Genomic DNA, 21,782 nt, shown 5'->3' with positions numbered 1-21,782 from the left:
CCTATTCCTCGTTCCACGGGCGCAGACAATCATTCTCGCTCTGCGATAGTAGATCAGCCATCATTTTTCCAGCAAAAACAGGCTCAAACCATCTTTCGAAATGCTTTCGCGTGCTATGGCCTATTCCCTGCCACTTTTCCCGACAAGCCCAAAAATCCTTAAAGGCATTATAATAGCCGTCTGCGTTCGCATTAGCCCAAAAAATCGGCGCATCGACGTACTCTCGGGATGCTGTTGCAACAGGCTGGTTTAAAATAATTGGCAACCCGATCAAGCCTGCTTCGATCACTGTCTTGGGGATCTCGGCGTAACTTGTGTGCGCTACGAACAAGTCAAAATCCTTTAAAGAAGCAATAAGTTCTTTATTGCGCATGGATGCAATGAACGTGACATTTGTTTCCTTGCCATGCTTCATGACCCACGTTCTTATTTCTCCTTCGCACGGCCCGCTACCGACAATGGTCAAGTGCCACTGATCAAGCTTAAGAAGTCCTTCCAGGATTGGCAGCAAACTTTTCCCCGGAACAAGCCGACCCACGGATATGATTTTCAGGTCGCCCGAGCGGGAAAAGTCTGTTTTTCTGTCGCTTTTTTTAACGTCAACGGCGTTGGGCACAATGTAGGTTTTATCGTGATATGAAACCGAAATGGATGCCATAATCGGGCTATAAACTGGAGCAAGTGCATCAATATGCCGGTGTGCATATTCTCGCGACCATCCCTCAAGAATTCTGATGATCTTGCTCTTTGGTGTCTGGACCTCTTGGGGTGGTAAATGGGTGAATGTGGTGTGAATACTGGCAACAGATCGGCACCGCAGAAAATGCGCAAGAATTGCCGCAAACTTGCCCGAAAATGTATCCCCGTATGACCGCACAACAAACTCGCGGTTCGTCGGTAATTTCGGCACAACCCACTTCTTTATATAAAAGCCCGTCAGGTATGCGTTAAATGCTGCCGAACGCAGTAAACCGGAAGTCGATAAAAAGTTCAGCGGCACAAACAAACATTCCGCATCACCACACAAATATCGAAGCATGCCTTGCCCCGCAGCGTCTTGGACCAGCGACACAATGACAATTTTCTCAAATCTACTGTCTGGATTGAAATACCCTGGGGAAACCTCCCCTTTCTCAACCCATTCTGTGATGCGCGCGGCAACAACGACAATCAGCGTTTTCGTCAAAACAGGGACCTTTTAACGGCAGCTCGCAATCTTGCTCCACTCCGAACCAAAACATCGGGTAACGACTTTGACATCAATCCAAAGCCGTGAAGTTCAGTATAAAACAATCAAAACCTGATAAAAGAAAGTCCAAATCCCCTCGAACGAGTTCAAACTTCATCAAAGACCGTCATCCCAAATACCGCCCCAGATGCTCCACCAGCATCCTGATTTTCGGGCTTAGGTGCCGGTTGGTCGGATAGATCGCCCAGATGCCTTCGTCTGAAGGCTGATATTTGGTCAGGACCGGGATCAAATCGCCGCTGGCGATCCAGGGATCGACGTAATAGTCGGGCAATTGCACAATCCCGATGCCCTTAAGCGCCGCATCGAGAAGCGCCTGCCCGCTATTGGCATGGATGGAGCCATGGATACGGATGGTGCGTTCGCGCCCGTCTTCTTCAAAGCGCCAGTAATCAAGCGTCCCGACAAGGCAATTATGATGGTTAAGCTCGGACAGTGAATGCGGCTCACCACGTTTGGCGATATAGCTGCGCGCCGCACAGGCATAAAGACGGCGGGTCGAAAGTTGCTGGGTCATCAGGCTTCCGGTCGTGCCTTCCAACCGGCCAAGACGGATCGCCATGTCATAACCTTCAAGCACCAGATCAAGCTTCTGGTTGGTGAACCGGCACTGGACTTCAAGATCGGGATAGCGCGCGACGAAATCATTGACCAGCGGGGCGATCACGGTTTCCCCGTAGGTCGTCGGCGCGGTCAGTTTAAGCTTGCCGCGCGGCACCTCGCTCAGATTGCCAATGGCGCGCTCCGCCTCGCCCAGACCATCAAGCAACTGACGGCAATGCTGGTAATAAATCTGCCCGGCCTCGGTCACACTGACCTTGCGCGTGGTGCGGTAAAAAAGCTGTGTGCCAAGCTTTTCTTCAAGGGCGGTGACCTGACGGCTCACCTGGGCAACCGAAATGCCAAGCTGTTTGGCCGCCGCGGTAAAGCTTTGATGTTCGGCAACCGCGATAAATTCGCTGATTCCGTTCCAGGTATTCATGCCAGCATCCGATTAGATTATTACACGTTGGTAAAAGTCATTTACCAAAATACCGGATTATCGGATCAGAAGAAATAAATAGACTGGGCATATTCAAAATATTCATCTGCCGGAGAAGCGTCATGAGCCTTGAAACCATCACCTGCAAAGCCGCCATCGCATGGGAAGCGGGCAAACCGTTGTCGATCGAAGAAGTCCAGGTCGCCCCGCCCAAGGCCGGCGAAGTGCGCGTCAAAATCGTTGCCACCGGTGTTTGCCATACCGATGCCTTTACCCTGTCGGGTGACGATCCCGAGGGTATTTTCCCGGCCATCCTTGGCCATGAAGGTGGCGGCATTGTTGAATCCATCGGCGAAGGTGTGACCAGCGTTGCGGTCGGCGATCACGTGATCCCGCTTTACACCCCGGAATGCGGCGAGTGCAAATTCTGCAAATCGGGCAAAACCAACCTGTGCCAGAAAATCCGCGTCACCCAGGGCAAGGGCCTGATGCCCGATGGCACCACCCGTTTCTCGCAGAATGGCAAGCCGATCTATCACTATATGGGGTGCTCGACCTTCTCGGAATACACCGTGCTGCCGGAAATCTCGCTGGCCAAAATCAACAAATCCGCCCCGCTTGAAGAAGTTTGCCTGCTTGGCTGCGGGGTCACCACCGGCATGGGGGCGACGGTCAACGCCGCCAAGGTGCAAAAGGGTGACTCCGTGGCCGTCTTTGGCCTTGGCGGCATTGGTCTTTCGGCGATCATCGGTGCCCAAATGGCCGGTGCCGGCCGCATCCTTGCCATCGATATCAACGAGAAAAAATTCGATCTCGCCAAACAGCTCGGCGCGACCGATTGCATCAATCCCAAGAAATTCGACAAACCGATCCAGGAAGTCATTGTCGAGATGACCGACGGTGGCGTCGACTGGTCGTTTGAATGCATTGGCAATGTCAATGTCATGCGATCCGCGCTTGAATGCTGCCACAAGGGTTGGGGTGAATCGGTGATTATCGGTGTTGCCGGTGCCGGTCAGGAAATCTCGACCCGTCCGTTCCAGCTTGTCACCGGCCGCGTCTGGCGCGGCACCGCATTTGGCGGCGTCAAAGGCCGTTCGCAGCTTCCTGATTATGTTGAACGCTACCTTGCCGGTGAGTTCAAGCTGTCTGACTTCATCACCCATACCATGAAGCTTGAAGACATCAACGAGGCTTTCGACCTGATGCATGAGGGTGAAAGCATCCGTTCGGTTATCCATTACTGATCATCGATTATTTAATTGAACTATCACGCCATTGCCGGACACCATCCGGCAATGGCCGATCAGAAGGAGCCCCGAAATGGGTATTGAAAACGCGTCAAGCAACAAGGTGTTTGGTGGCTGGCAAAAGCAATACACCCACCCGTCCGCGGTACTGGGCTGTGACATGCGCTTTGCCATCTTCCTGCCGCCACAGGCGGGCAACGGCACCAAGGTTCCGGTGATGTACTGGCTTTCGGGCCTGACCTGTACCGATGAAAACTTCATGCAAAAGGCCGGTGCGTTTCGCGTTGCAGCCGAACTGGGCATTGCGATTGTCGCCCCGGATACCAGCCCGCGTGGCGATCACGTCCCCGATGACGAGAACGAAGCCTATGATTTCGGCAAGGGTGCGGGCTTTTATGTCAATGCCACCCAGGAACCCTGGGCACGCAATTACCGCATGTATGATTACGTGACCAAGGAACTGCCCGAATTGATCAGGGATCATTTCCCGGTCAGCGACGATGCCGTCATTTCCGGCCATTCGATGGGCGGGCATGGTGCCTTGATGATTGCACTGCGCAATCCCTGCACCTTCAAATCGGTTACGGCCTTTTCACCGATCACCAACCCGATCAATTGCCCGTGGGGCCAAAAGGCGCTTGGCAATTATCTGGGCGATGACAAATCGGTCTGGAAGGCCTGGGACAGTTCGGAACTGATGAAGGCGGCCACCGCATCCGATGCCCAAACCCCGGCACTGGTGGATCAGGGCGATGCTGACGGCTTCCTTGGCGAACAGCTTAAGCCAGAGGCGCTAGAAGCCGCCGCCAAGGCATCAGGCTATCCACTGACCCTGCGGATGCAGGATGGCTATGACCATAGCTATTACTTCATCTCAAGCTTTATCGAAGATCACATCCGCTTCCACGCCAAGCATCTTGGCCTGAGCTGATTGCACCCCTGATCTTCGAACTCCCCCGGCACGTCGCCATGCACCCTACCCCCCTGACGTGTCGGGGCTTTTTCTTTTTTCATGCACGAATGATCGCCTAATCAAAGCTGCGCGCTTCAATCGCATCGGCAACATCATCGGCCATTTTAAGGGTTCGGATGATCAGTGGTACGATCATCGCAAGGATGGATCGATCAAGGCCGCGCGCACGCTGGGCATCACGGATTTCCGATGCGACCGTGGCAATCACCGGGATAAACCGCAGCACCATTGAAATGGCAAGGCTGACCTTTTCCGGGTTCACACCAAGTGGCTTAAGCGGACGTAGGGCGCGCTCAAGGGAAGCCAGCATATCCGATGTTTTGGTGGTCAACGTGATCAGGGAAGCAAACATGACGATGGCCGCAATCCGGGTAATGACAAGCAACCCCGCCTGCCAGTCATTCAGCCACAGCTGAACCGCAAAAAAGATCGCCAGCAACCACACCATCGGCCTGATCTGGTCGATGATAACCCGCCAGCCAAAACCCGAAAGCCGATAAAGCGCAATCACACTTGCCAGGACAAGACTGACAACCGGCCAGTCCGGCACCATGAAAACACCGGTACCAAGGGCAACCATCGCAAAGATCTTTGGCCCGGCCTGTGCCCGATGGAGCACCGAATTCCCGTCGATATAAAGCCCGGCGATCATGCCATCATCTCGCGATATCGGGCGATGGCAACGGCCGGGCGGTCATCAACGGCAATCCGGCCATTTTCGATCACCAGAACCCGGTCGTAATCTGCAATCAGATCAAGATCATGCGATACCGTAATCACCGTCTGGTCCAGATCGGCAATGGCCCGTTCAACGCGGTTGCGATTGCGCAGGTCAAGCAAGGTGGTCGGCTCGTCAAAAACGACGTAGCGCGGCGCCATCACCAGAACGCCGGAAATGGCCAGAAGCTGTTTCTGCCCACCACTGAGCAGATGGCTGGGATGGGTTTTGAAATCCGACAGATCATACCGCGCAAGGATTTCATCAATGCGACGATTGATCTCGTCCCTGGGCAGTTTCAGGGCCTTGAGCCCGAAGGCCAGGTCTTCTTCGACCACCGGATAGACGATCTGATTATCGGGGTTCTGAAAGACAAAACCGACATGGCGGCGGACCTTGCGGCCATCCTTGGCCGGATCAAGGTCATCAACCAAAACCCGTCCGCTGGTCGCGGTCTGAAGCCCGTTCAGAAGACGCACAAAGGTGCTTTTACCCGATCCGTTGGCCCCGATGATCCCGATCCGCTTTTCACCAAGCGCGAGGTCGATATTTTCCAGCACCCTGCGCTGATCGAACTGCACGGAAACATTATCAAAACGGATCATGGGGTTGTCGGTCCGGCCTGTTGCGGGAAGTGATCGGCAGTTGTCTGGTCATAAAACGGGCGCAAGCACACCGCAAAGGCGACTGCTACTTGCGCCCATCAAACGTCAGGCTGATTTGGAAATCAAGGGATAGGACTTACGTACCGCAAGACAGGCCGCGGTCGCAATTGCAACCTTGATCACATCACCAATCAGGAACGGTGCGGCACCCACGGTGGCCTGCCAATAGCTGATTTCAGCCACGACCGCGACCCAGGCATTGCCAAGCGCATAAAGCACAACAATCCCGCCAAAGGCGATCGACAGAGCCGCGTTGATGACATTCAGGCTGTTCCAGAATTTCTCGATCAGAAGCCCGATGACAAAGGCCGAAACGGCCCAGCCAAAAATAAATCCGCCGGTGACCCCGATCATCACGCCAAAACCACCGCGACCACCCGACAGTAACGGCAGGCCAAGTGCGACCAGTACCAGGAACAGCACGATCGAAAGGCCGCCACGACGGGCCCCCAGAATCGCACCGGCCAGCATCGGCCCCAATGACTGGGCCGTCACCGGCACACCGGTAATCGGAAGTGTGATTGGCGGAAACAGGCCAAGAACAGCGGTCAAAGCTGCGAACAAGGCGATATAGACGATATCTTTGGTCTTCATGTAACGGTTCCCATTGCCGTTATAAAGCATCCCTGCATCAACCCCTTGCGCAAGGATGCTTTCGTTAACCGGTCCGCCCGACCGGCTCAACGCGCTATGGGATAACCGCAAATTTTCATCCCGCCAAGCAAAATGACACCGGGCTTTTGCCCCTGATATCGCAGCGCACCAATTATGCGATGAATATCAAAAAGTTAGCTATCATCGCCTTCGACAAAGGTTTTAAGCCGCATCAGGGCCGTTTCCCAACGTCCCGCCACCTGATCAAGATAGGCACGCGCCTGCGCCAGCTGTTCGGGGCAAAAGGCATATTGGCTTTCACGCCCGACCTTGTGGCTTTGCACCAGACCGGCGCCTTCAAGCACCCGCAGATGTTTGGTCACCGCCTGGCGCGTCATATCGGCATCATCGGACAGAACCGAAATCGAACGCGGCTTGCCATCGGCCAGTCGATCAAAGATCGCCAACCGTGTCGGATCGCCCAATGCGGCAAACATGACCGAAAAATCACGGTCATGTTTGCCATTCGCAGGATTTTGTTCAGCTTTCGACATATTTCTTGATGTTTTCCAACTGGAAGCCCCAGCCATTTGTATTGGCCCGCAACGCATCGGCAATGCGATGGGGTGGTAAATTGTCAAATCCGGTTTCGCGCACCCGGACCGATGTCTGACCTCCGGTTTCTTCCAGCCAGAATTCGACAAGCGTTTCGGGTTCATTGCCGTAATCCACGGCGGGATCAACCGCATATGGATGCCATGTATAGGCGAAATAACCCGGTTCCTCCATCGCCTTGATCGTCGATGTCCATGGAACGTGTGTGAATCCTTCGATGGTGATTTTTCCCGACGACACTTTGCCCACCGCAAACGGTGCATCGATATCAACACCAAACCACGCGCCGAACTGGCGATGATCGGTCAGGGCCTTCCAGACACGCGACCGCGATGCTTTGATCTCGATCGACTTTTCAATGCTATTTGACATAACGCAACCTCTTGGTTGCATTTAATCTGCCAGAAGACATCCCGTTACGCAACTAAAAAGTTGCGTATTTGATTTGATCGCCGAATGCACAAACGCCCGACCGTTTCCGGCCGGGCGATGCGTGCTCCCGTCATCCTTGGGTCAGTGCCGTTGACAATGCAACGGACAAAGCCCGTGGAGCTTTCCTTATATCCCCATATCAGGATGCTGCGGATTGGCGGAGCCCCCCTGTCTCGATAATGAAATTCTTGACGTCTTCAAGACCATCCATGGCCTTGAGATTGGTAAACAGGAACGGACGATCCCCGCGCATTTTCCTGGCATCGCGGTCCATCACGCCCAGATCGGCACCAACAAGCGGTGCCAGATCGGTCTTGTTGATCACCAGCAAATCCGATCGTGTAATGCCCGGTCCGCCCTTGCGCGGGATCTTGTCCCCGGCCGATACGTCGATGACGTAAATGGTAATGTCGGCAAGCTCCGGCGAGAAGGTCGCCGACAGGTTATCACCACCCGATTCAATAAAGATCGCCTCAAGCCCGGCATGTTTGGCAGCCATATCTTCGACCGCCGCCAGATTGATCGAGGCATCTTCGCGAATGGCGGTATGCGGACAGCCGCCCGTTTCAACACCGGCAATCCGATCCGGGGCCAATGCGCCCGACCGGGTCATGAATTCGGCATCTTCGCGGGTATAGATATCATTGGTGATGGCCGCGATATTGAACTCGTCGCGCATGGCCTTGCACAGGCGCTCCAGAAGTGCGGTTTTGCCCGAGCCAACCGGCCCACCAATTCCGATACGAAGGGGAGAGCTCATGATCTAAATAGCCTCGTATATTGGGTTTCGTGTTTCATCGATGTCCAGTCGATCAACGGCGCAGATGCCCCGAGATCGGCAAGTTCGGCCGCCATTGCGTGATCGACCGCGATGGATACCGCGTGATCAAGCGATGACAGGGACCGGACACCATCGGTCTGACCAAGCGGCACCAGACGCACCGCACTGGAAACAAGGTTTGCCGCCATGGCATGCAAATAGGCGGTCAGAGCATCACAGAGCGGCACTTTGACCTCGGCCGCCGCAATACCGACCGCCACCGGATAGGATGGCAACCGATCATCACCGCGCATCCGGCTGGCCCAGCGTGACAGCATCCCGTCCCCCCAGACCTTTTCCACCGTCGAGACAAAGGCACGTCCCTGTGCGGTTGCCTCCAGCGCCATTTCAGATGTCCCGCGCCAGCAATCGGCTTCGATACCGATGTCAAAAAGCGCGTCCTCATCCCCGGCCAAGGCCGCCCGCCATGCCGCACAAAACAGCACAGCATCAATCCGCCCGGCCCCGAATTCCAGTACCCCTTCAACCCAGTTGATCAGGCTTTCAGCCGAGCTGACCCGTCCGTCTTCCACCGCATATTCCACGCCATGGGAATAGGTATAGGCTCCGACCGGAAATGACGGGCTCAGCCAGGTCATTAGCCGCATCAGGCCCGCGGGGTTAAGGGTCAGGGTTTCAGTGGTCATGCGGTTTCCCTGCGGCATGGGCGTGGGAATGGCTGTGATCACCGTGGCTGTGGGGGGAATGGGAATGGGAATGGTCATGATCCTCATGATCGAAATGATCATTGCCGTGGCTATGGCCATGCGCCCCGCCAAGACCGTGATAGGCCCCGTTTAGCGGATTGAAGGGCGCGATTTCATTTTCGACCACCCCGCCAAGGCCGGTAATCATATCGCGCATCACATGATCATCAATGATCCGCAACCGCCCGTCTTTAAGGACCTCGACCGGGGTATGACGGTTACCGATATGCCAGGCCAGCTTGGCCGCGGCAATCGGGCCGGATGCAGTAATGGTCAGAACCGGTTCCTCGGCCGCGCGCACCACAATCACCCCGCCATCAACAAGGCGCAACCGATCCCCGTCGGCCAGTCGCACCGCATGCGGAAGATCAAGCAGGAAAGGATCCCCCGCATCATCATGCAGGCGAATGCGGCGACGGTGACGGTCGGAAAAGACCAGTGTCACCGTTCCTCGAACCTCGGATGTATCGGTGCGATCAACCGGGATATGTTCAATGGCATGACGCATAAAACTGATCCGATCAGAACAGGAAGTAACGTTGCGCCATCGGCACAACATCGACCGGCTGACAGGTCAGAAGTTCCCCATCCGCCGTCACCTGATAGGTTTCCGGGTCAACTTCCATCACCGGAAGCGCATCATTAAGCTTCATGTCCTTTTTGCCGATAGTGCGCGTGTTCGATACGGCCAGCAATTCCTTTGAAAGCCCGAACTCGGCAGCAATTCCGGCATCAATGCCGGCTTGCGATACGAACGAGAAACTCGATTTCGCAAGCGCATTGCCATAGGCCCCAAACATCGGACGGTAATGAACCGGCTGTGGCGTCGGGATCGAGGCATTCGGATCGCCCATCGCCGCAGCAATGATCATCCCGGCCTTAACCACCATGTCGGGTTTCGTGCCAAAGAACATAGGTTTCCAGACTACAAGATCGGCAATCTTGCCAACCTCGATCGACCCGACATGGGACGCAATGCCCTGCGCGATTGCCGGGTTGATGGTGTATTTGGCGACGTAACGCTTGGCGCGGAAGTTATCATTCCCTTTGCCCGCATCTTCGGGCAGTGCGCCGCGCTGTTTCTTCATCTTGTCTGCCGTCTGCCAGGTACGGGTGATGACTTCACCCACACGGCCCATGGCCTGACTGTCTGATGAAATGATCGAAAACGCGCCAAGGTCATGCAGGATATCTTCGGCGGCGATGGTTTCGCGACGAATGCGGCTTTCGGCAAAGGCGACGTCTTCGGGAATTTTCGGATCAAGGTGATGGCAGACCATCAACATGTCCAGATGCTCGTCAATCGTGTTGACCGTGAATGGCCGGGTCGGATTGGTCGAGCTTGGCAGGACGTTGGCTTCGCCACACAGCTTGATGATATCTGGCGCATGGCCACCACCAGCACCCTCGGTATGGAAGGTGTGAATGGTGCGCCCCTTGAACGATGCGCGGGTATGTTCGACAAAGCCGCTTTCATTCAGCGTATCGGTATGGATCATGACCTGAATATCAAGATCATCGGCAACCGAAAGGCAGGTATCAATGGCGGCCGGTGTCGTGCCCCAGTCTTCATGAAGCTTAAGGCCACAGGCGCCTGCCTTGATCTGTTCGATCAGCGACCCCGGAAGGGTTGCATTGCCCTTGCCAAAGAAACCGATATTCATCGGAATGCCGTCGGCGGCCTGCAACATGCGGGCAATATGCCAGGGACCGGGCGTACAGGTGGTGGCGTTCGTACCCGCCGCCGGGCCGGTACCACCGCCCAGCATGCTGGTCACACCGGAATAAAGCGCATCTTCAACCTGTTGCGGGCAAATCCAGTGAATATGGGCATCAATCCCGCCCGCGGTGATGATATTGCCTTCACCGGCAATAACCTCGGTCCCCGGGCCGATGATGATATCAACACCGGGCTGAACATCCGGGTTTCCGGCTTTGCCGATCCCGGCAATGCGCCCCCCGGTGATGCCGATATCGGCTTTGACAATCCCGGTATAATCAAGGATCAGCGCGTTGGTGATCACGGTATCAACCGCACCTTCGGCGCGGGTTGCCTGTGACTGGCCCATGCCGTCACGGATAACCTTGCCACCGCCGAATTTGACTTCTTCGCCAAGGGTGGTGAAATCCTTTTCGACCTCGATGATCAGATCGGTATCGGCCAGACGGACTTTGTCGCCAACGGTCGGACCAAACATCGCCGCATAGGATGGACGATCAATTTCATATGCCATGTCTCGTTCCCTTGCTTAGAGCTTGCCGTTGATTTTGGCGTTAAAGCCGTAAACCGTGCCGGACCCGGCATATTTCACCAGATTGACCTCGCGCGACTGGCCCGGCTCGAACCGAACTGCGGTCCCGGCCGGGATATCAAGGCGGAAACCGCGGGCGGCTTCGCGGTCGAAATCAAGCCCCGGATTGGTTTCATAGAAATGATAATGCGATCCGACCTGCACCGGACGATCCCCGGCATTGGCCACCATGATGGTTTTGGTTTCGCGCCCCTCGTTAAGAATAAGGGTGCCTTCCTTGGTAATGATTTCACCTGGAATCATGTGCTTACCCCCTTAACGGATCGGTTCGTGAACGGTCACAAGCTTCGTCCCGTCCGGGAACGTTGCTTCGACCTGGATTTCATGGATCATTTCGGCAATGCCATCCATCACCTGATCGCGCGAAATCACGGTGGCCCCGTCGCGCATCAAAGCCGCAACAGATTTGCCATCACGCGCCCCTTCGACGACATAATCCGTGATGATTGCGATGGCTTCGGGGTAATTAAGCTTTACCCCCCTTTCAAGGCGATTGCGTGCGACCATGGCCGCAACCGAAACCAGCAGCTTGTCCTTTTCGCGTGGCGTCAAATTCATGCCTGCCTACTCCCTGGATCCACCGTTTTAAATCTCCCACAAACGCGGCAAACGTTCGGGAAGCCCCCGTGTCTTGTGGCGGAACTGTTTCCACCAAGCACCGTATACCCGGCGCAATTTCATCGGTTCACGCGCCATGAAACGCGCAATCACAATGCCCTTCATCGCAGTCGCCCCGCACAGGACATCATCCTTGGCAAGCCCCGCTGATGCCTGTTCAAGGCAATCGCGCGCATCATCAAGGTGATCTTCGACCCCGTGCCCGACCAGAATGGCCGTGGCATTGGCGCGTGCCCCGTCAAAGGCCGCCGCGTGATCAAGAATACGCAACACATCGCCTTCAAGATGCAGCGCATCCCGCCACACCGGACGTCCGTCAATCGACACATCCCATGCGTCGCGCGCCAGTCCGGTTTTAAACACTTCGCCGCGCGCAAGGCGCCCAAACACCATCATCTCACCGGCAAGAACCCGGCCTGATCCGGCCGCTGCAATCGTGGTTTTGCGCTTTAACCGTGCCTGATCAAACAGGATCGATTCATGGGGCAACCATTCAAGCCAACCGCCATCTTCAACCGTCAGATCAACCGACATTTCACAATCGGGCCCGACAGATCGATAAATTTTCTCGGCGGCTTGGGCAGTGAAAAGGGCGGATGCACCCGCCTCGACCTTGCCGGCAAAGGCAAGCTTGTCACCGCCAACCATCCCGCCCGACGTTGTCACCAGAACCGCCGTCGTCAAATCCCCGGCCACCGGGCGCGGGAACAGGATTTTCATCGGATCACGGTAATAAAGATGATCAAGTGCCGCATGCCCGCCCTGATGGGCCGGACCGGAACCCTGACGGAACGTTACCTCAGCACGGCCATCGGTAATGATGCGCGCGGGCGTTCCGTTCGTTGCTGTATCTGCATTCGGGGACGCAGATATCGGGGTTTCGAGTTTGCTAAGCTGCACAAAGCCACCTGATCATTGCGGTTCGTTTGATGAACCTGATACCGTTTTCCGGCAATTCCAAGGGCCGTAACAGCAAGATGCGGGCCAACCGCCCGATCCCCGCCAGCCCCCGGTTTTGGCGGGGATCGGGCGGGCAATGGTCTGATCAATCACGCGAAAGTTGCGCAATTTTTTGGCAAATGCTGATCAAACAGTCAGATAGGCGCGCACTTTTTCCCGATCGAGCGTTTCCTTCGCTCCGGACAAAACGACCTCGCCACGTTCCAGCACGACAATCTCGTCGGCCAGTTCATGGGCAAATTCGAAATATTGCTCGACCAGCAAGATCGCCATGTCGCCACGATCGGCCAACTGTTTGATGACGCGCTGAATATCCTTGATGATTGATGGCTGAATACCTTCGGTCGGTTCATCAAGCACCAGCAACCTTGGACGGGTCACAAGCGCACGCCCGATGGCAAGCTGTTGCTGCTGCCCGCCCGAAAGGTCGCCACCACGACGACCCAGCATGTCGCGTAAAACCGGGAACAGTTCGAATATTTCATCAGGGATATGACGCAAGGCACGCGGAAGGGCGGCAAATCCGGTTTCCAGATTTTCCTTCACGGTCAGAAGCGGGAAAATCTCGCGCCCCTGCGGCACAATGGCAATCCCGTTGGCCGACCGACGCCAGGACGGATCGCGCGAGATATCCTTGCCTTCCCATTTGATGTTGCCCTCGGTTATCGGATGTTGGCCGACAACGGCGCGCATCAGGGATGTTTTACCAACCCCGTTCCGCCCCAAAACCGCGGTTACCTTGCCGGTCTGGGCATTCAGCGACACTTTGCGCAAGGCATGGGACGCGCCGTAAAACAGATCAATATTGCTGACATCAAGCATGTTCCAGCACCTCCCTAGCGGCCCAGATAGACTTCAATGACCCGCGGGTCTTTTTGCACATGATCAAGTCGGCCTTCGGCCAGAACCGATCCTTCGTGCAGAACCGTCACCTTGCAATCAAGGTCACGGACAAATTCCATGTCATGTTCGACCACGACGACCGAACGATCCTTGGCAATCGACCGCAAAAGCTTTGCCGTTTCCTCGGTTTCGGAATCGGTCATCCCGGCAACCGGTTCATCGACCAGAAGAAGTTCGGGCTCCTGCATCAACAGCATCCCGATTTCGAGCCACTGCTTCTGACCATGTGAAAGATTCGCGGCCATTTCATCGCGCTTGTCCTCAAGCATGATGGTGATCAGGGTCTTTTCGATCCTGATCTTTTCGACATCGCTCAGGCGATGGAACAGTGCCTGAAACACCCCGCGCCCGCCCGAACAGGCCAGAAGCAGGTTGTCAAAAACCGTGTGGCTTTCAAACACGGTCGGCTTCTGGAATTTGCGCCCGATGCCAAGATTGGCAATTTCGGCCTCGTCCATTTTGGTCAGGTCGATTTCGCTTTTGAACAAGACATCGCCGGTATCAGGACGCGTCTTGCCGGTGATGATATCCATCATCGTGGTCTTGCCCGCGCCGTTCGGACCAATGATGGCGCGAAGTTCGCCCGGCTCGACATAAAAGGACAGATTATTCAGTGCCCGGAACCCGTCAAAGGTCACCGAAACCCCGTCAACATACAAAATGGTTTCCGCCCGCGCCGATTTGACCTGCGGCTCCATCGAGGCACTTTTTTCCATGACAGCAGCTTCGCTCATGCCTTGCCTCCTTCATTTGCGCGGCGTTCGGCAATACGTTTGCGCCATGTCGTGAACAATGACTGGCGATCTGCCGCACCAAATGCCGGAACCGCACCAATCACCCCTTTTGGCAGGAACAGAGTCACGGCAATGAACAGACCACCCAGGAAGAACAGCCAGAAATCCGGCATCACCCCGGTAAAGAAGGTCTTGGCATAGTTGACAATAAACGCGCCAAGCACCGCCCCATAAAGGGTGCCACGCCCACCGACCGCAACCCAGATGACGATTTCAATCGAAAGCGCCGGGGCAAATTCGCCCGGATTGATGATGCCGACCTGCGGCACATAAAGCGCCCCGGCAATCCCCGCCATGACGGCAGAAACGGTAAAGACAAACAGCTTGTAATATTCCACCCGGTAGCCGGTGAAACGCACACGGCTTTCGGCATCACGAATGGCAATCAGAACCTTGCCTAGACGTGACTGGGTAATGCCGCGCGCCACGATATAACACAGGCCTAGGAACACACAGGATGCCACAAACAACCCAGCACGCGTGCCATCGGATTGCAACGAGAAGCCCAGCAAATCCTTGAAATCCGTCAGGCCGTTATTGCCGCCAAAGCCCATATCGTTGCGGAAGAAGGCAAGCAACAGCGCATAGGTCATGGCCTGCGTAATGATCGAAAGATAAACACCCGTCACACGCGACCGGAACGCCAGGAATCCGAACACAAAGGCCAGAAGCCCCGGCACAAACATTGCCATGACAATGGCAAACCAGAACATGTCAAAGCCGTACCAGTACCATGGCAGTTCCTTCCAGTTCAGGAACACCATGAAATCCGGCAGGATCGGATCGCCATAAACCCCGCGATCGCCGATCTGGCGCATCAGATACATGCCCATGGCATAGCCGCCCAGCGCAAAGAACGCGCCATGCCCCAGCGACAAAATGCCACAAAAGCCCCAGATCAGATCGACACTTAACGCCAAAAGCGCATAGCAAAGATACTTGCCCAGAAGGCTGACCATCCAGGTCGGCACATGAAAGGCCGAACTTTCAGGAACCAGCAGATTGCCAACAGGCACCAGAATCGCCGCCGCAATCAGGATCGCCAGAAGCGTCATCCCGCCCCGGTCATTAAGGAGCCAGCCAACAACCGGCGTCATTTTGTATTTTTGACGATAATCGGTCATGGATCAGGCCTCCACCGCGCGACCTTTAAGGGCAAACAGGCCCTTGGGTCGCTTCTGGATAAACAGGATCAGCGCGATCAGGACAAAGATCTTGGCCAGAACCGCCCCTGCCATCGGCTCAAGGAACTTGTTGACGATGCCAAGGCTGAAGGCGCCCAGAACCGTCCCCCACAGGTTTCCGACCCCTCCAAACACCACCACCATGAAACTGTCGATGATATAGGTCTGACCAAGGTTCGGGCTGACGTTTGAAATCTGGCTCAGTGCCACGCCGGCAATCCCGGCAATCCCCGAACCAAGTCCGAATGTCAGCGCATCGACGTAACCGGTGCGAATGCCAACCGATCCGGCCATGCGGCGGTTTTGCGTTACCGCGCGCATCTGAAGCCCAAAGGCCGTGTAACGCAGAACCGCGGCAATCCCGGCCACCACAATCACGCTGAACAGGATGATCCAAAGACGGTTATAGGTCAGGACAAGACCGGTCGAAAATTCAATCGCGCCACTCATGAAATCGGGTGCGGTAACCTGCTGGTTGGTTGCACCGAAAATCGACCGGATGGCCTGCTGAAGAACAAGGCTTACCCCCCATGTCGCCAGCAGGGTTTCAAGCGGACGGCCATAAAGGAACCGGATCACGCACCGTTCAATGACCACCCCGACCGCCCCGGCCACAAGAAATGCCGCCGGAACAGAAATGGCAAGTGACCAAGCCGATCCCGATGACAAAAACGGCGCCAGCGCCTGCTGCACCACAAAGGTGGTATAGGCACCAATCATGATCATCTCGCCATGCGCCATATTGATAACCCCCATCACACCGAATGTGATGGCAAGACCGACAGCCGCCAGCAACAGGACCGAGCCCAGGCTGATACCGCGATACACATCACCAACCGTCTGCCATGTCGACAGGCGCCGTTCGACCGAGGCAAGCGCGTCTTTGGCGGCGGCGACGACTTCGGGCTGGTATCCTTCGGCCTCGGCACTGGAAACAAATTGCGACAGCACCGCGCGAATTTGCGGGGTGGTCTCACTGGCCAGAACGGCAATAGCGGCCAGACGTTCATCGGTGGTTTCACCAGCCGCCAGCGCCATGGTTGCTTCGGCCAGTTGCATGCGGGCCAAAAGGGTTTCGTTCTCTTCGCGATCAATTGCCCGCAACAGCAATGGCAACATCGCCGGATCACGGGCATCCATGATCTGTTCGACCGCCGCACTGCGCACGGCCAAGTCCGGACTGAACAGGTTCAGTGTCGCCAACGCATCACGCAGCGCCCCGCGCAAACGGTTATTGATCTTGATCTTCGACAGCTCCTTGGAACTACTTTCACCGGCCACTTCGCCGCTGACAATGTCGATATGGGTGTAAACCTTGCCCTTTTTGGTGGCGATCACGACATGCTCGTCGCTGTCACGCACATAAAGATCACCATCAAGCATCGCTTTCAAGATCGGCGCCACACGCGGATCACCATCGGCCGCCATTTCTTCGATCACCGCAACCTTTTTGGTCGCACTTTTATCGTCAAGCTGTTCGGCAATATTACGAAGTTCTTCGTCGCTAAAGGCCTGTGCGGTATCGGGAACAAAAGCCGCCAACACCACAACAAATCCTAGCACCCCCATCACACGGGTGGCAATTTCATGCATCTTGCACATTGAAAACGGAGAACGGCGCAGCACTGATAAAATGTCATTGCGCATGATCACCAAACCTTTGAATTCAAATTGGAAAATCAAGAAAAGAAATCATCAGGATCCGGGATCTGATCCCGCCCCGACACAGAACGGGCCGGTCGCGCGTTCACGACCGGCCCGTCCCAAAACCAATTAGTACATCGGTTTTTCACAGTTGCCGCAGACCCACGGATAGGTCCAGTCGGCGGTCAGCTTTGCGCTTTCGGGCAGGAAGTCCGACCATGCATCGCCAACGACGGTGCCTTCGGTTTCCCAAACAATGTCGAACTGGCCATCATCCTGGACTTCACCAATCAGAACCGGCTTGGACAGGTGGTGGTTGGTGTTCATGACAGCCGTGCCACCGGTCAGGTTGGCAACTTTCTGGCCATACATTGCCTGGCGAACCGCATCGACATCGGTGGTGCCAGCCTGCTCGACAGCCTGTTTCCACATGTTAAAGCCGATATAGGTTGCTTCCATCGGGTCGTTGGTCACGCGGCTTTCATCACCGATGAAGGCATGCCACTTTTCGATGAAGGCAGTATTGGCATCAGACTCAACCGACTGGAAATAGTTCCAGGCAGCCAGATGACCAACCAGCGGCGCGGTATCGATACCGGCCAGCTCTTCTTCACCGACCGAGAATGCAACAACCGGAATGTCTTCGGCCTTGATGCCCTGATTTGCCAGTTCCTTGTAGAACGGAACGTTCGCGTCACCATTGATGGTCGAAACAACGGCGGTTTTCTTGCCGGCCGATGCAAATGCCTTCACATCCGCAACAATCGACTGCCAGTCGGAATGACCGAACGGGGTGTAGTTCTCCATGATGTCTTCATCGGAGATCCCCTTGCCGTTCAGGTAGGAACGCAGGATTTTATTGGTGGTACGCGGATAGACATAGTCCGTCCCCAGAAGAACGATACGTTCTGCAGAACCGCCATCTTCGCTCATCAGGTAATCAACAGCCGGAATGGCCTGCTGGTTCGGCGCGGCACCGGTATAGAACACATTGCGCGAGCTTTCCTCGCCTTCATACTGAACCGGATAGAACAGCATGCTGTTGAGTTCTTCAAATACCGGCAGAACCGATTTGCGCGAAACCGAGGTCCAGCAACCGAAAACGACCGAAACCTGATCTTTTTCGATCAGTTCACGTGCTTTTTCGGCGAAAAGCGGCCAGTCCGATGCCGGGTCAACGACCACAGCTTCGACCTGTTTGCCAAGCAAACCGCCATTCTTGTTCAGATCATCCACCAGCATCAGGACGGTGTCCTTGAGCGTGGTTTCAGAAATCGCCATCGTACCCGAAAGAGAGTGCAGCACACCGACCTTGATGGTATCTGCTGCCTGTGCGGCTGACATGGCCATTGCCGACCATGCCAGGGCCCCAGCGCCGACAAGCGCCTGAAGCTTCTTATTCATTTATAGCCTCCACTGCGAGTTTATTGCACCGCAGTGATACTTGCTAAAACCGTGCCAGATTCTTTTGGCGGTAGAATAAAATCAAGAATCGAGGGATTCCCACGCAATATGCGACTATTTTACACCCGATTTAAGGATAATATTTGCGCCATCCGCATTTTTGATGGTTATTTTTCAATCACAGATTAAAAAATGATTACTTTTTAATCACATTGACGCCACATTCTTCGCCGCTTATTTGAAGGGTGGAAGTTTCGGGTCAGACCACGATCTGACCTCGCCTTCATTGCGGTTGTTGCACCACAATCTACCACCTTGCGGGCAGCTTCCCGCCCCGCCGGTCCCCGGTGGGGCGTCATTTCAGGGGGCTAGCCCCTCGATCCACCTGCCCAAAAACACAAAAAAGGCGACCACCAAACGCGATCGCCTTTCTGCTGATCAACAAACGGGTGGGACCCCGGCCTATTCCGGCATGCCCGCACGGATCCACTGGCCAAGCTGGGCACGTTCCTCATCGGTCATTTCGGTGATATTGCCAAGCGGCATGGCCCGCCCGATTACGGCTTGCGCCAGAATACGCTGGGCATTGGCTTCGATCTGGGCCAGATCATCAAACATTACCCCTGCCGGGGCCTCGTCAAAGCCTTCATCGCGCGGATTGGCGGAATGACAGGTGCTGCAACGGGTCTGCACAATCGCCAGGGCATGATCGGCCGTGATGATATCCTCGTCTGCCAGCTTGACCGCATTGGGGTCATAGGATGCAAACATCGCCAAAATCGCCATGCCGACACCGGCGGCGGGCAGTTGCCAGACAATTGCCTTGCCCGTCCCACCGGCATTGCGGGTATTGAAGAAATGGCGCACCAGACCACCGATGATCAGGATCAGACCAACGATCAGCCACGACTGATCATGGGAAAACAGCATCGAATAATGATTGCTGATCATCATCAGCAACACCGGCAGCGTCAGATAGTTATTGTGCGTTGAACGCTGCTTGGCCTGAAGCCCAAGTTTGGGATCGGGCTTTTCACCGGCCATCAGGCTGGCGACAACCTTTTTCTGGTTCGGGATGATGATGCGAAACACGTTGGCTGCCATGATCGTACCGATCATCGCACCGACATGAATAAACGCGCCACGCCCGCTAAAGACATGGGTGAACAGATAGCTCGCCACCATGATCAGGATAAACAGCGCAATCGCCAGCGTATCGGTACGCTTGCCGATCGAACTTTTGCAGATGATGTCATAGATCACCCAACCGGCAAACAGGCTGCCAAGCCCGATCAGGATCGCATCCATCTTGGTCAGGGCCAGAACGCCCGGATCAATCAGATAGCTCTCAGCACTCCAGTAATACATGGTCACCAAAAGCGCAAAACCGGTCAGCCAGGTGAAATAGGCTTCATATTTGAACCAGTGCAGTTCCGGCGGCATCGAACTTGGTGCGACCATCCATTTATTGACGTGATAGAACCCGCCACCATGGACCATCCAGGCTTCGCCATAGACGCCTTCATCCATGCCCGGACGTTTGCGCAAACTCAGATCCAGCCACACGAAATAGAACGAAGACCCGATCCAGGCGATGCCCGTAATCAGATGCGCCCAGCGCAGGATCAGATTGATCCAGTCCTGAAACAGAATATCCACGGTGTCTGAAACCTCCGTCTCGCCCGCCTGCGGATGATCAAGATCCGCGCCCGGGCCGCCCCTCTGACAGTTATGATTCCGGCTGCAATTTCCCCATACAATCCGGAATCATTCAAAATAATCTCTTACATTCTCCTAACATAGGCATGCGGTCGCCTCTATTATTAAGGGATCGAGCGTAATCGAAATGACTTTCAAACTATTCTTTAAAATGGCACAGTGCGGCCATGGGTTTCGACCCTAGAATAGAATATCAAACGATAATAAACGCCAAAACAACGTCATATCAGGAGCCTCCCGCGTCATGTCCGATTTTGAGGACATCCAGATTTTTGTCCGTGTTGCCGAACTGGGAAACCTGTCTGCTGCCGGTCGCGAGTTGCGTCATTCCGCAGCCGTCGTCTCGAACCGGATTGCGCGCCTAGAAGAACGTCTTGGTGTGCGGCTTCTCAATCGCACCACGCGCCGGGTCAACCTGACGACCGAAGGCGATGTTTATTACCGTCATTGCCTGCGTATCCTCAGCGAAATGCAGGAAGCCGAAAACGCCATCGCCAATCAGAAAAACACCACACGCGGTCCGGTAACGCTGACCTGCCCGGTGGCGTTTGGCAATAAATATATCGCCCCGATCATTCCGAAATTCGTTGAAATGAACCCGGATGTGCAGATCCGGCTGCACCTGTCCGACCGGCTTCTCGATCTGTTGCAGGACAAGGTCGATCTTGCCATCCGCATTGCCGAGCTTAAGGAAAGCTCCCTGATCGTCCGCAAACTTGCCGCCAACAAGCGCATGCTGGTCGCAAGCCCCGATTATCTGGCAAAGCACGGCACGCCGCAAATACCCGCCGACCTGATGAACCACAATTGTCTGCTGCTGCGTTTTCCGGGATCGCGGCAATATCAATGGACCCTGACCGGCCCCAACAGTGATGATGCACCGGTCACACTGGCCGTATCGGGATCAATGGATTCAGATAATGGCGAAGTGCTGACCCGCTGGTGTCTTGACGGGCATGGCATTTCACTGAAATCGAACTGGGAAGTCGGCGAATATATCCGTGATGGCAAACTCAAGGTCGTATTGCCCGACTACCAACCACCGTCACATGCGGTCTATACGCTATATCCCGAAAACCGCTACCTTCCGACCCGTGTACGGGCCTTTGTCGATTTTCTGGTATCCGAATTTGGCGGCACCCCACCCTGGGAACGTTAAGCTGCATTAGCGCTATCTTCAGTACAGAAGTTCGTTGAAGCGATTTCACCGACTGCACGGAGACAACTAATGATTTATGA

General features: G+C 55.2%; 23 protein-coding genes. 3 read left to right on the top strand and 20 right to left on the bottom strand.

Annotation, left to right across the window (positions count from 1 at the left end; all coding sequences use genetic code 11):
- Position 1: 1 nt before the first annotated feature.
- Positions 2–1,186: a glycosyltransferase family 4 protein gene (locus WA429_RS02125; RefSeq protein ID WP_287464394.1), complete on the bottom strand. Its 1,185-nt coding sequence runs from the start codon at positions 1,184–1,186 to the stop codon at positions 2–4.
- 169 nt (positions 1,187–1,355) lie between these two features.
- Positions 1,356–2,231 (bottom strand): LysR substrate-binding domain-containing protein, encoded by an 876-nt coding sequence (locus WA429_RS02120; protein WP_287464395.1) that lies wholly within the window; start codon positions 2,229–2,231, stop codon positions 1,356–1,358.
- A 122-nt stretch (positions 2,232–2,353) separates the two neighbouring features.
- On the opposite strand from WA429_RS02120, the gene WA429_RS02115 reads away from it, so the two are divergent.
- Positions 2,354–3,478 carry an S-(hydroxymethyl)glutathione dehydrogenase/class III alcohol dehydrogenase gene (locus WA429_RS02115; protein WP_101245291.1) on the top strand — a complete coding sequence of 375 codons (1,125 nt, stop codon included), beginning with the start codon at positions 2,354–2,356 and terminating at the stop codon, positions 3,476–3,478.
- Positions 3,479–3,554: 76 nt separating this feature from the next.
- Entirely contained in the window at positions 3,555–4,412 is an 858-nt protein-coding gene (fghA, locus tag WA429_RS02110; RefSeq protein WP_287464396.1) for an S-formylglutathione hydrolase, read from the top strand.
- A 97-nt stretch (positions 4,413–4,509) separates the two neighbouring features.
- Here fghA and WA429_RS02105 read toward each other — a convergent pair whose 3' ends face one another.
- From WA429_RS02105 to WA429_RS02020, 18 genes are all read right to left on the bottom strand, one after another.
- Positions 4,510–5,106, bottom strand: coding sequence for an energy-coupling factor transporter transmembrane component T family protein (locus WA429_RS02105; protein ID WP_114112769.1), 597 nt, complete (start codon positions 5,104–5,106; stop codon positions 4,510–4,512).
- Positions 5,103–5,777 (bottom strand): energy-coupling factor ABC transporter ATP-binding protein, encoded by a 675-nt coding sequence (locus WA429_RS02100; protein ID WP_287464397.1) that lies wholly within the window; start codon positions 5,775–5,777, stop codon positions 5,103–5,105. Before WA429_RS02100 ends, WA429_RS02105 begins: the two co-directional genes overlap by 4 nt.
- Positions 5,778–5,882: 105 nt before the next feature.
- Complete coding sequence (locus tag WA429_RS02095) at positions 5,883–6,431, bottom strand: biotin transporter BioY (protein ID WP_287464398.1); 549 nt, start codon at positions 6,429–6,431, stop codon at positions 5,883–5,885.
- Positions 6,432–6,625: 194 nt separating this feature from the next.
- Positions 6,626–6,985: an ArsR/SmtB family transcription factor gene (locus WA429_RS02090; RefSeq protein ID WP_287464399.1), complete on the bottom strand. Its 360-nt coding sequence runs from the start codon at positions 6,983–6,985 to the stop codon at positions 6,626–6,628.
- Complete coding sequence (locus tag WA429_RS02085) at positions 6,972–7,418, bottom strand: SRPBCC family protein (protein ID WP_287464400.1); 447 nt, start codon at positions 7,416–7,418, stop codon at positions 6,972–6,974. The genes WA429_RS02090 and WA429_RS02085 overlap by 14 nt, the downstream gene beginning before the upstream one ends.
- Before the next feature lie 199 nt (positions 7,419–7,617).
- Positions 7,618–8,238, bottom strand: a complete 621-nt coding sequence (gene ureG, locus WA429_RS02080) for an urease accessory protein UreG (RefSeq protein WP_101245285.1) — start codon at positions 8,236–8,238, stop codon at positions 7,618–7,620.
- Complete coding sequence (locus tag WA429_RS02075) at positions 8,235–8,945, bottom strand: urease accessory protein UreF (RefSeq protein ID WP_287464401.1); 711 nt, start codon at positions 8,943–8,945, stop codon at positions 8,235–8,237. Before WA429_RS02075 ends, ureG begins: the two co-directional genes overlap by 4 nt.
- Positions 8,935–9,513, bottom strand: a complete 579-nt coding sequence (locus WA429_RS02070) for an urease accessory protein UreE (RefSeq protein ID WP_287464402.1) — start codon at positions 9,511–9,513, stop codon at positions 8,935–8,937. The genes WA429_RS02075 and WA429_RS02070 overlap by 11 nt, the downstream gene beginning before the upstream one ends.
- A 13-nt stretch (positions 9,514–9,526) precedes the next feature.
- Entirely contained in the window at positions 9,527–11,239 is a 1,713-nt protein-coding gene (gene ureC, locus WA429_RS02065) for an urease subunit alpha (RefSeq protein ID WP_287464403.1), read from the bottom strand.
- A 15-nt stretch (positions 11,240–11,254) separates the two neighbouring features.
- Positions 11,255–11,560 (bottom strand): urease subunit beta, encoded by a 306-nt coding sequence (locus WA429_RS02060; protein ID WP_287464404.1) that lies wholly within the window; start codon positions 11,558–11,560, stop codon positions 11,255–11,257.
- Between the two features lie 12 nt (positions 11,561–11,572).
- Positions 11,573–11,875: an urease subunit gamma gene (locus WA429_RS02055; protein WP_101245281.1), complete on the bottom strand. Its 303-nt coding sequence runs from the start codon at positions 11,873–11,875 to the stop codon at positions 11,573–11,575.
- Between the two features lie 27 nt (positions 11,876–11,902).
- Positions 11,903–12,835 carry an urease accessory protein UreD gene (locus tag WA429_RS02050; protein WP_287464405.1) on the bottom strand — a complete coding sequence of 311 codons (933 nt, stop codon included), beginning with the start codon at positions 12,833–12,835 and terminating at the stop codon, positions 11,903–11,905.
- 186 nt (positions 12,836–13,021) lie between these two features.
- Positions 13,022–13,717 carry an urea ABC transporter ATP-binding subunit UrtE gene (urtE, locus tag WA429_RS02045; protein ID WP_101245279.1) on the bottom strand — a complete coding sequence of 232 codons (696 nt, stop codon included), beginning with the start codon at positions 13,715–13,717 and terminating at the stop codon, positions 13,022–13,024.
- A gap of 14 nt (positions 13,718–13,731) precedes the next feature.
- A complete protein-coding gene (gene urtD, locus WA429_RS02040; protein WP_443082672.1) occupies positions 13,732–14,532 on the bottom strand; it encodes an urea ABC transporter ATP-binding protein UrtD in 801 nt (266 codons plus the stop codon).
- Positions 14,529–15,716, bottom strand: a complete 1,188-nt coding sequence (gene urtC / locus WA429_RS02035; RefSeq protein WP_114112762.1) for an urea ABC transporter permease subunit UrtC — start codon at positions 15,714–15,716, stop codon at positions 14,529–14,531. The genes urtD and urtC overlap by 4 nt, the downstream gene beginning before the upstream one ends.
- Before the next feature lie 3 nt (positions 15,717–15,719).
- The gene (gene urtB, locus WA429_RS02030) at positions 15,720–17,345 is read right to left on the bottom strand and encodes an urea ABC transporter permease subunit UrtB (protein WP_443082674.1); all 1,626 of its coding nucleotides are present in this window, start codon (positions 17,343–17,345) and stop codon (positions 15,720–15,722) included.
- A gap of 204 nt (positions 17,346–17,549) precedes the next feature.
- The gene (gene urtA / locus WA429_RS02025) at positions 17,550–18,824 is read right to left on the bottom strand and encodes an urea ABC transporter substrate-binding protein (RefSeq protein ID WP_206926685.1); all 1,275 of its coding nucleotides are present in this window, start codon (positions 18,822–18,824) and stop codon (positions 17,550–17,552) included.
- Positions 18,825–19,286: 462 nt separating this feature from the next.
- The gene (locus tag WA429_RS02020) at positions 19,287–20,483 is read right to left on the bottom strand and encodes a urate hydroxylase PuuD (RefSeq protein WP_114112759.1); all 1,197 of its coding nucleotides are present in this window, start codon (positions 20,481–20,483) and stop codon (positions 19,287–19,289) included.
- Positions 20,484–20,787: 304 nt separating this feature from the next.
- Between WA429_RS02020 and WA429_RS02015 the strand changes: the two genes are divergently transcribed.
- Positions 20,788–21,702 (top strand): LysR family transcriptional regulator, encoded by a 915-nt coding sequence (locus WA429_RS02015; RefSeq protein WP_101245275.1) that lies wholly within the window; start codon positions 20,788–20,790, stop codon positions 21,700–21,702.
- Positions 21,703–21,782 lie beyond the last annotated feature (80 nt).

The sequence above is a fragment of the Thalassospira sp. CH_XMU1420-2 genome, from assembly GCF_037029325.1.
Classification (GTDB): domain Bacteria; phylum Pseudomonadota; class Alphaproteobacteria; order Rhodospirillales; family Thalassospiraceae; genus Thalassospira; species Thalassospira povalilytica.
The sequence above is the reverse complement of the archived record's forward strand: the minus strand, read 5'-3'. Positions and strand labels throughout refer to the sequence as shown.

Bases quoted from the DNA above. Each gene is read 5' to 3' on its own strand.
- urtB (WP_443082674.1), bottom strand. From the start codon at position 17,345: ATGGGGGTGCTAGGATTTGTTGTGGTGTTGGCGGCTTTTGTTCCCGAT.
- WA429_RS02120 (WP_287464395.1), bottom strand. From the start codon at position 2,231: ATGAATACCTGGAACGGAATCAGCGAATTTATCGCGGTTGCCGAACAT.
- WA429_RS02075 (WP_287464401.1), bottom strand. From the start codon at position 8,945: ATGACCACTGAAACCCTGACCCTTAACCCCGCGGGCCTGATGCGGCTA.
- WA429_RS02060 (WP_287464404.1), bottom strand. From the start codon at position 11,560: ATGATTCCAGGTGAAATCATTACCAAGGAAGGCACCCTTATTCTTAAC.
- urtA (WP_206926685.1), bottom strand. From the start codon at position 18,824: ATGAATAAGAAGCTTCAGGCGCTTGTCGGCGCTGGGGCCCTGGCATGG.
- WA429_RS02015 (WP_101245275.1), top strand. From the start codon at position 20,788: ATGTCCGATTTTGAGGACATCCAGATTTTTGTCCGTGTTGCCGAACTG.
- WA429_RS02115 (WP_101245291.1), top strand. From the start codon at position 2,354: ATGAGCCTTGAAACCATCACCTGCAAAGCCGCCATCGCATGGGAAGCG.
- urtC (WP_114112762.1), bottom strand. From the start codon at position 15,716: ATGACCGATTATCGTCAAAAATACAAAATGACGCCGGTTGTTGGCTGG.
- ureG (WP_101245285.1), bottom strand. From the start codon at position 8,238: ATGAGCTCTCCCCTTCGTATCGGAATTGGTGGGCCGGTTGGCTCGGGC.
- WA429_RS02100 (WP_287464397.1), bottom strand. From the start codon at position 5,777: ATGATCCGTTTTGATAATGTTTCCGTGCAGTTCGATCAGCGCAGGGTG.
- WA429_RS02095 (WP_287464398.1), bottom strand. From the start codon at position 6,431: ATGAAGACCAAAGATATCGTCTATATCGCCTTGTTCGCAGCTTTGACC.
- urtE (WP_101245279.1), bottom strand. From the start codon at position 13,717: ATGCTTGATGTCAGCAATATTGATCTGTTTTACGGCGCGTCCCATGCC.
- ureC (WP_287464403.1), bottom strand. From the start codon at position 11,239: ATGGCATATGAAATTGATCGTCCATCCTATGCGGCGATGTTTGGTCCG.
- WA429_RS02085 (WP_287464400.1), bottom strand. From the start codon at position 7,418: ATGTCAAATAGCATTGAAAAGTCGATCGAGATCAAAGCATCGCGGTCG.
- urtD (WP_443082672.1), bottom strand. From the start codon at position 14,532: ATGAGCGAAGCTGCTGTCATGGAAAAAAGTGCCTCGATGGAGCCGCAG.
- fghA (WP_287464396.1), top strand. From the start codon at position 3,555: ATGGGTATTGAAAACGCGTCAAGCAACAAGGTGTTTGGTGGCTGGCAA.
- WA429_RS02070 (WP_287464402.1), bottom strand. From the start codon at position 9,513: ATGCGTCATGCCATTGAACATATCCCGGTTGATCGCACCGATACATCC.
- WA429_RS02055 (WP_101245281.1), bottom strand. From the start codon at position 11,875: ATGAATTTGACGCCACGCGAAAAGGACAAGCTGCTGGTTTCGGTTGCG.
- WA429_RS02090 (WP_287464399.1), bottom strand. From the start codon at position 6,985: ATGTCGAAAGCTGAACAAAATCCTGCGAATGGCAAACATGACCGTGAT.
- WA429_RS02105 (WP_114112769.1), bottom strand. From the start codon at position 5,106: ATGATCGCCGGGCTTTATATCGACGGGAATTCGGTGCTCCATCGGGCA.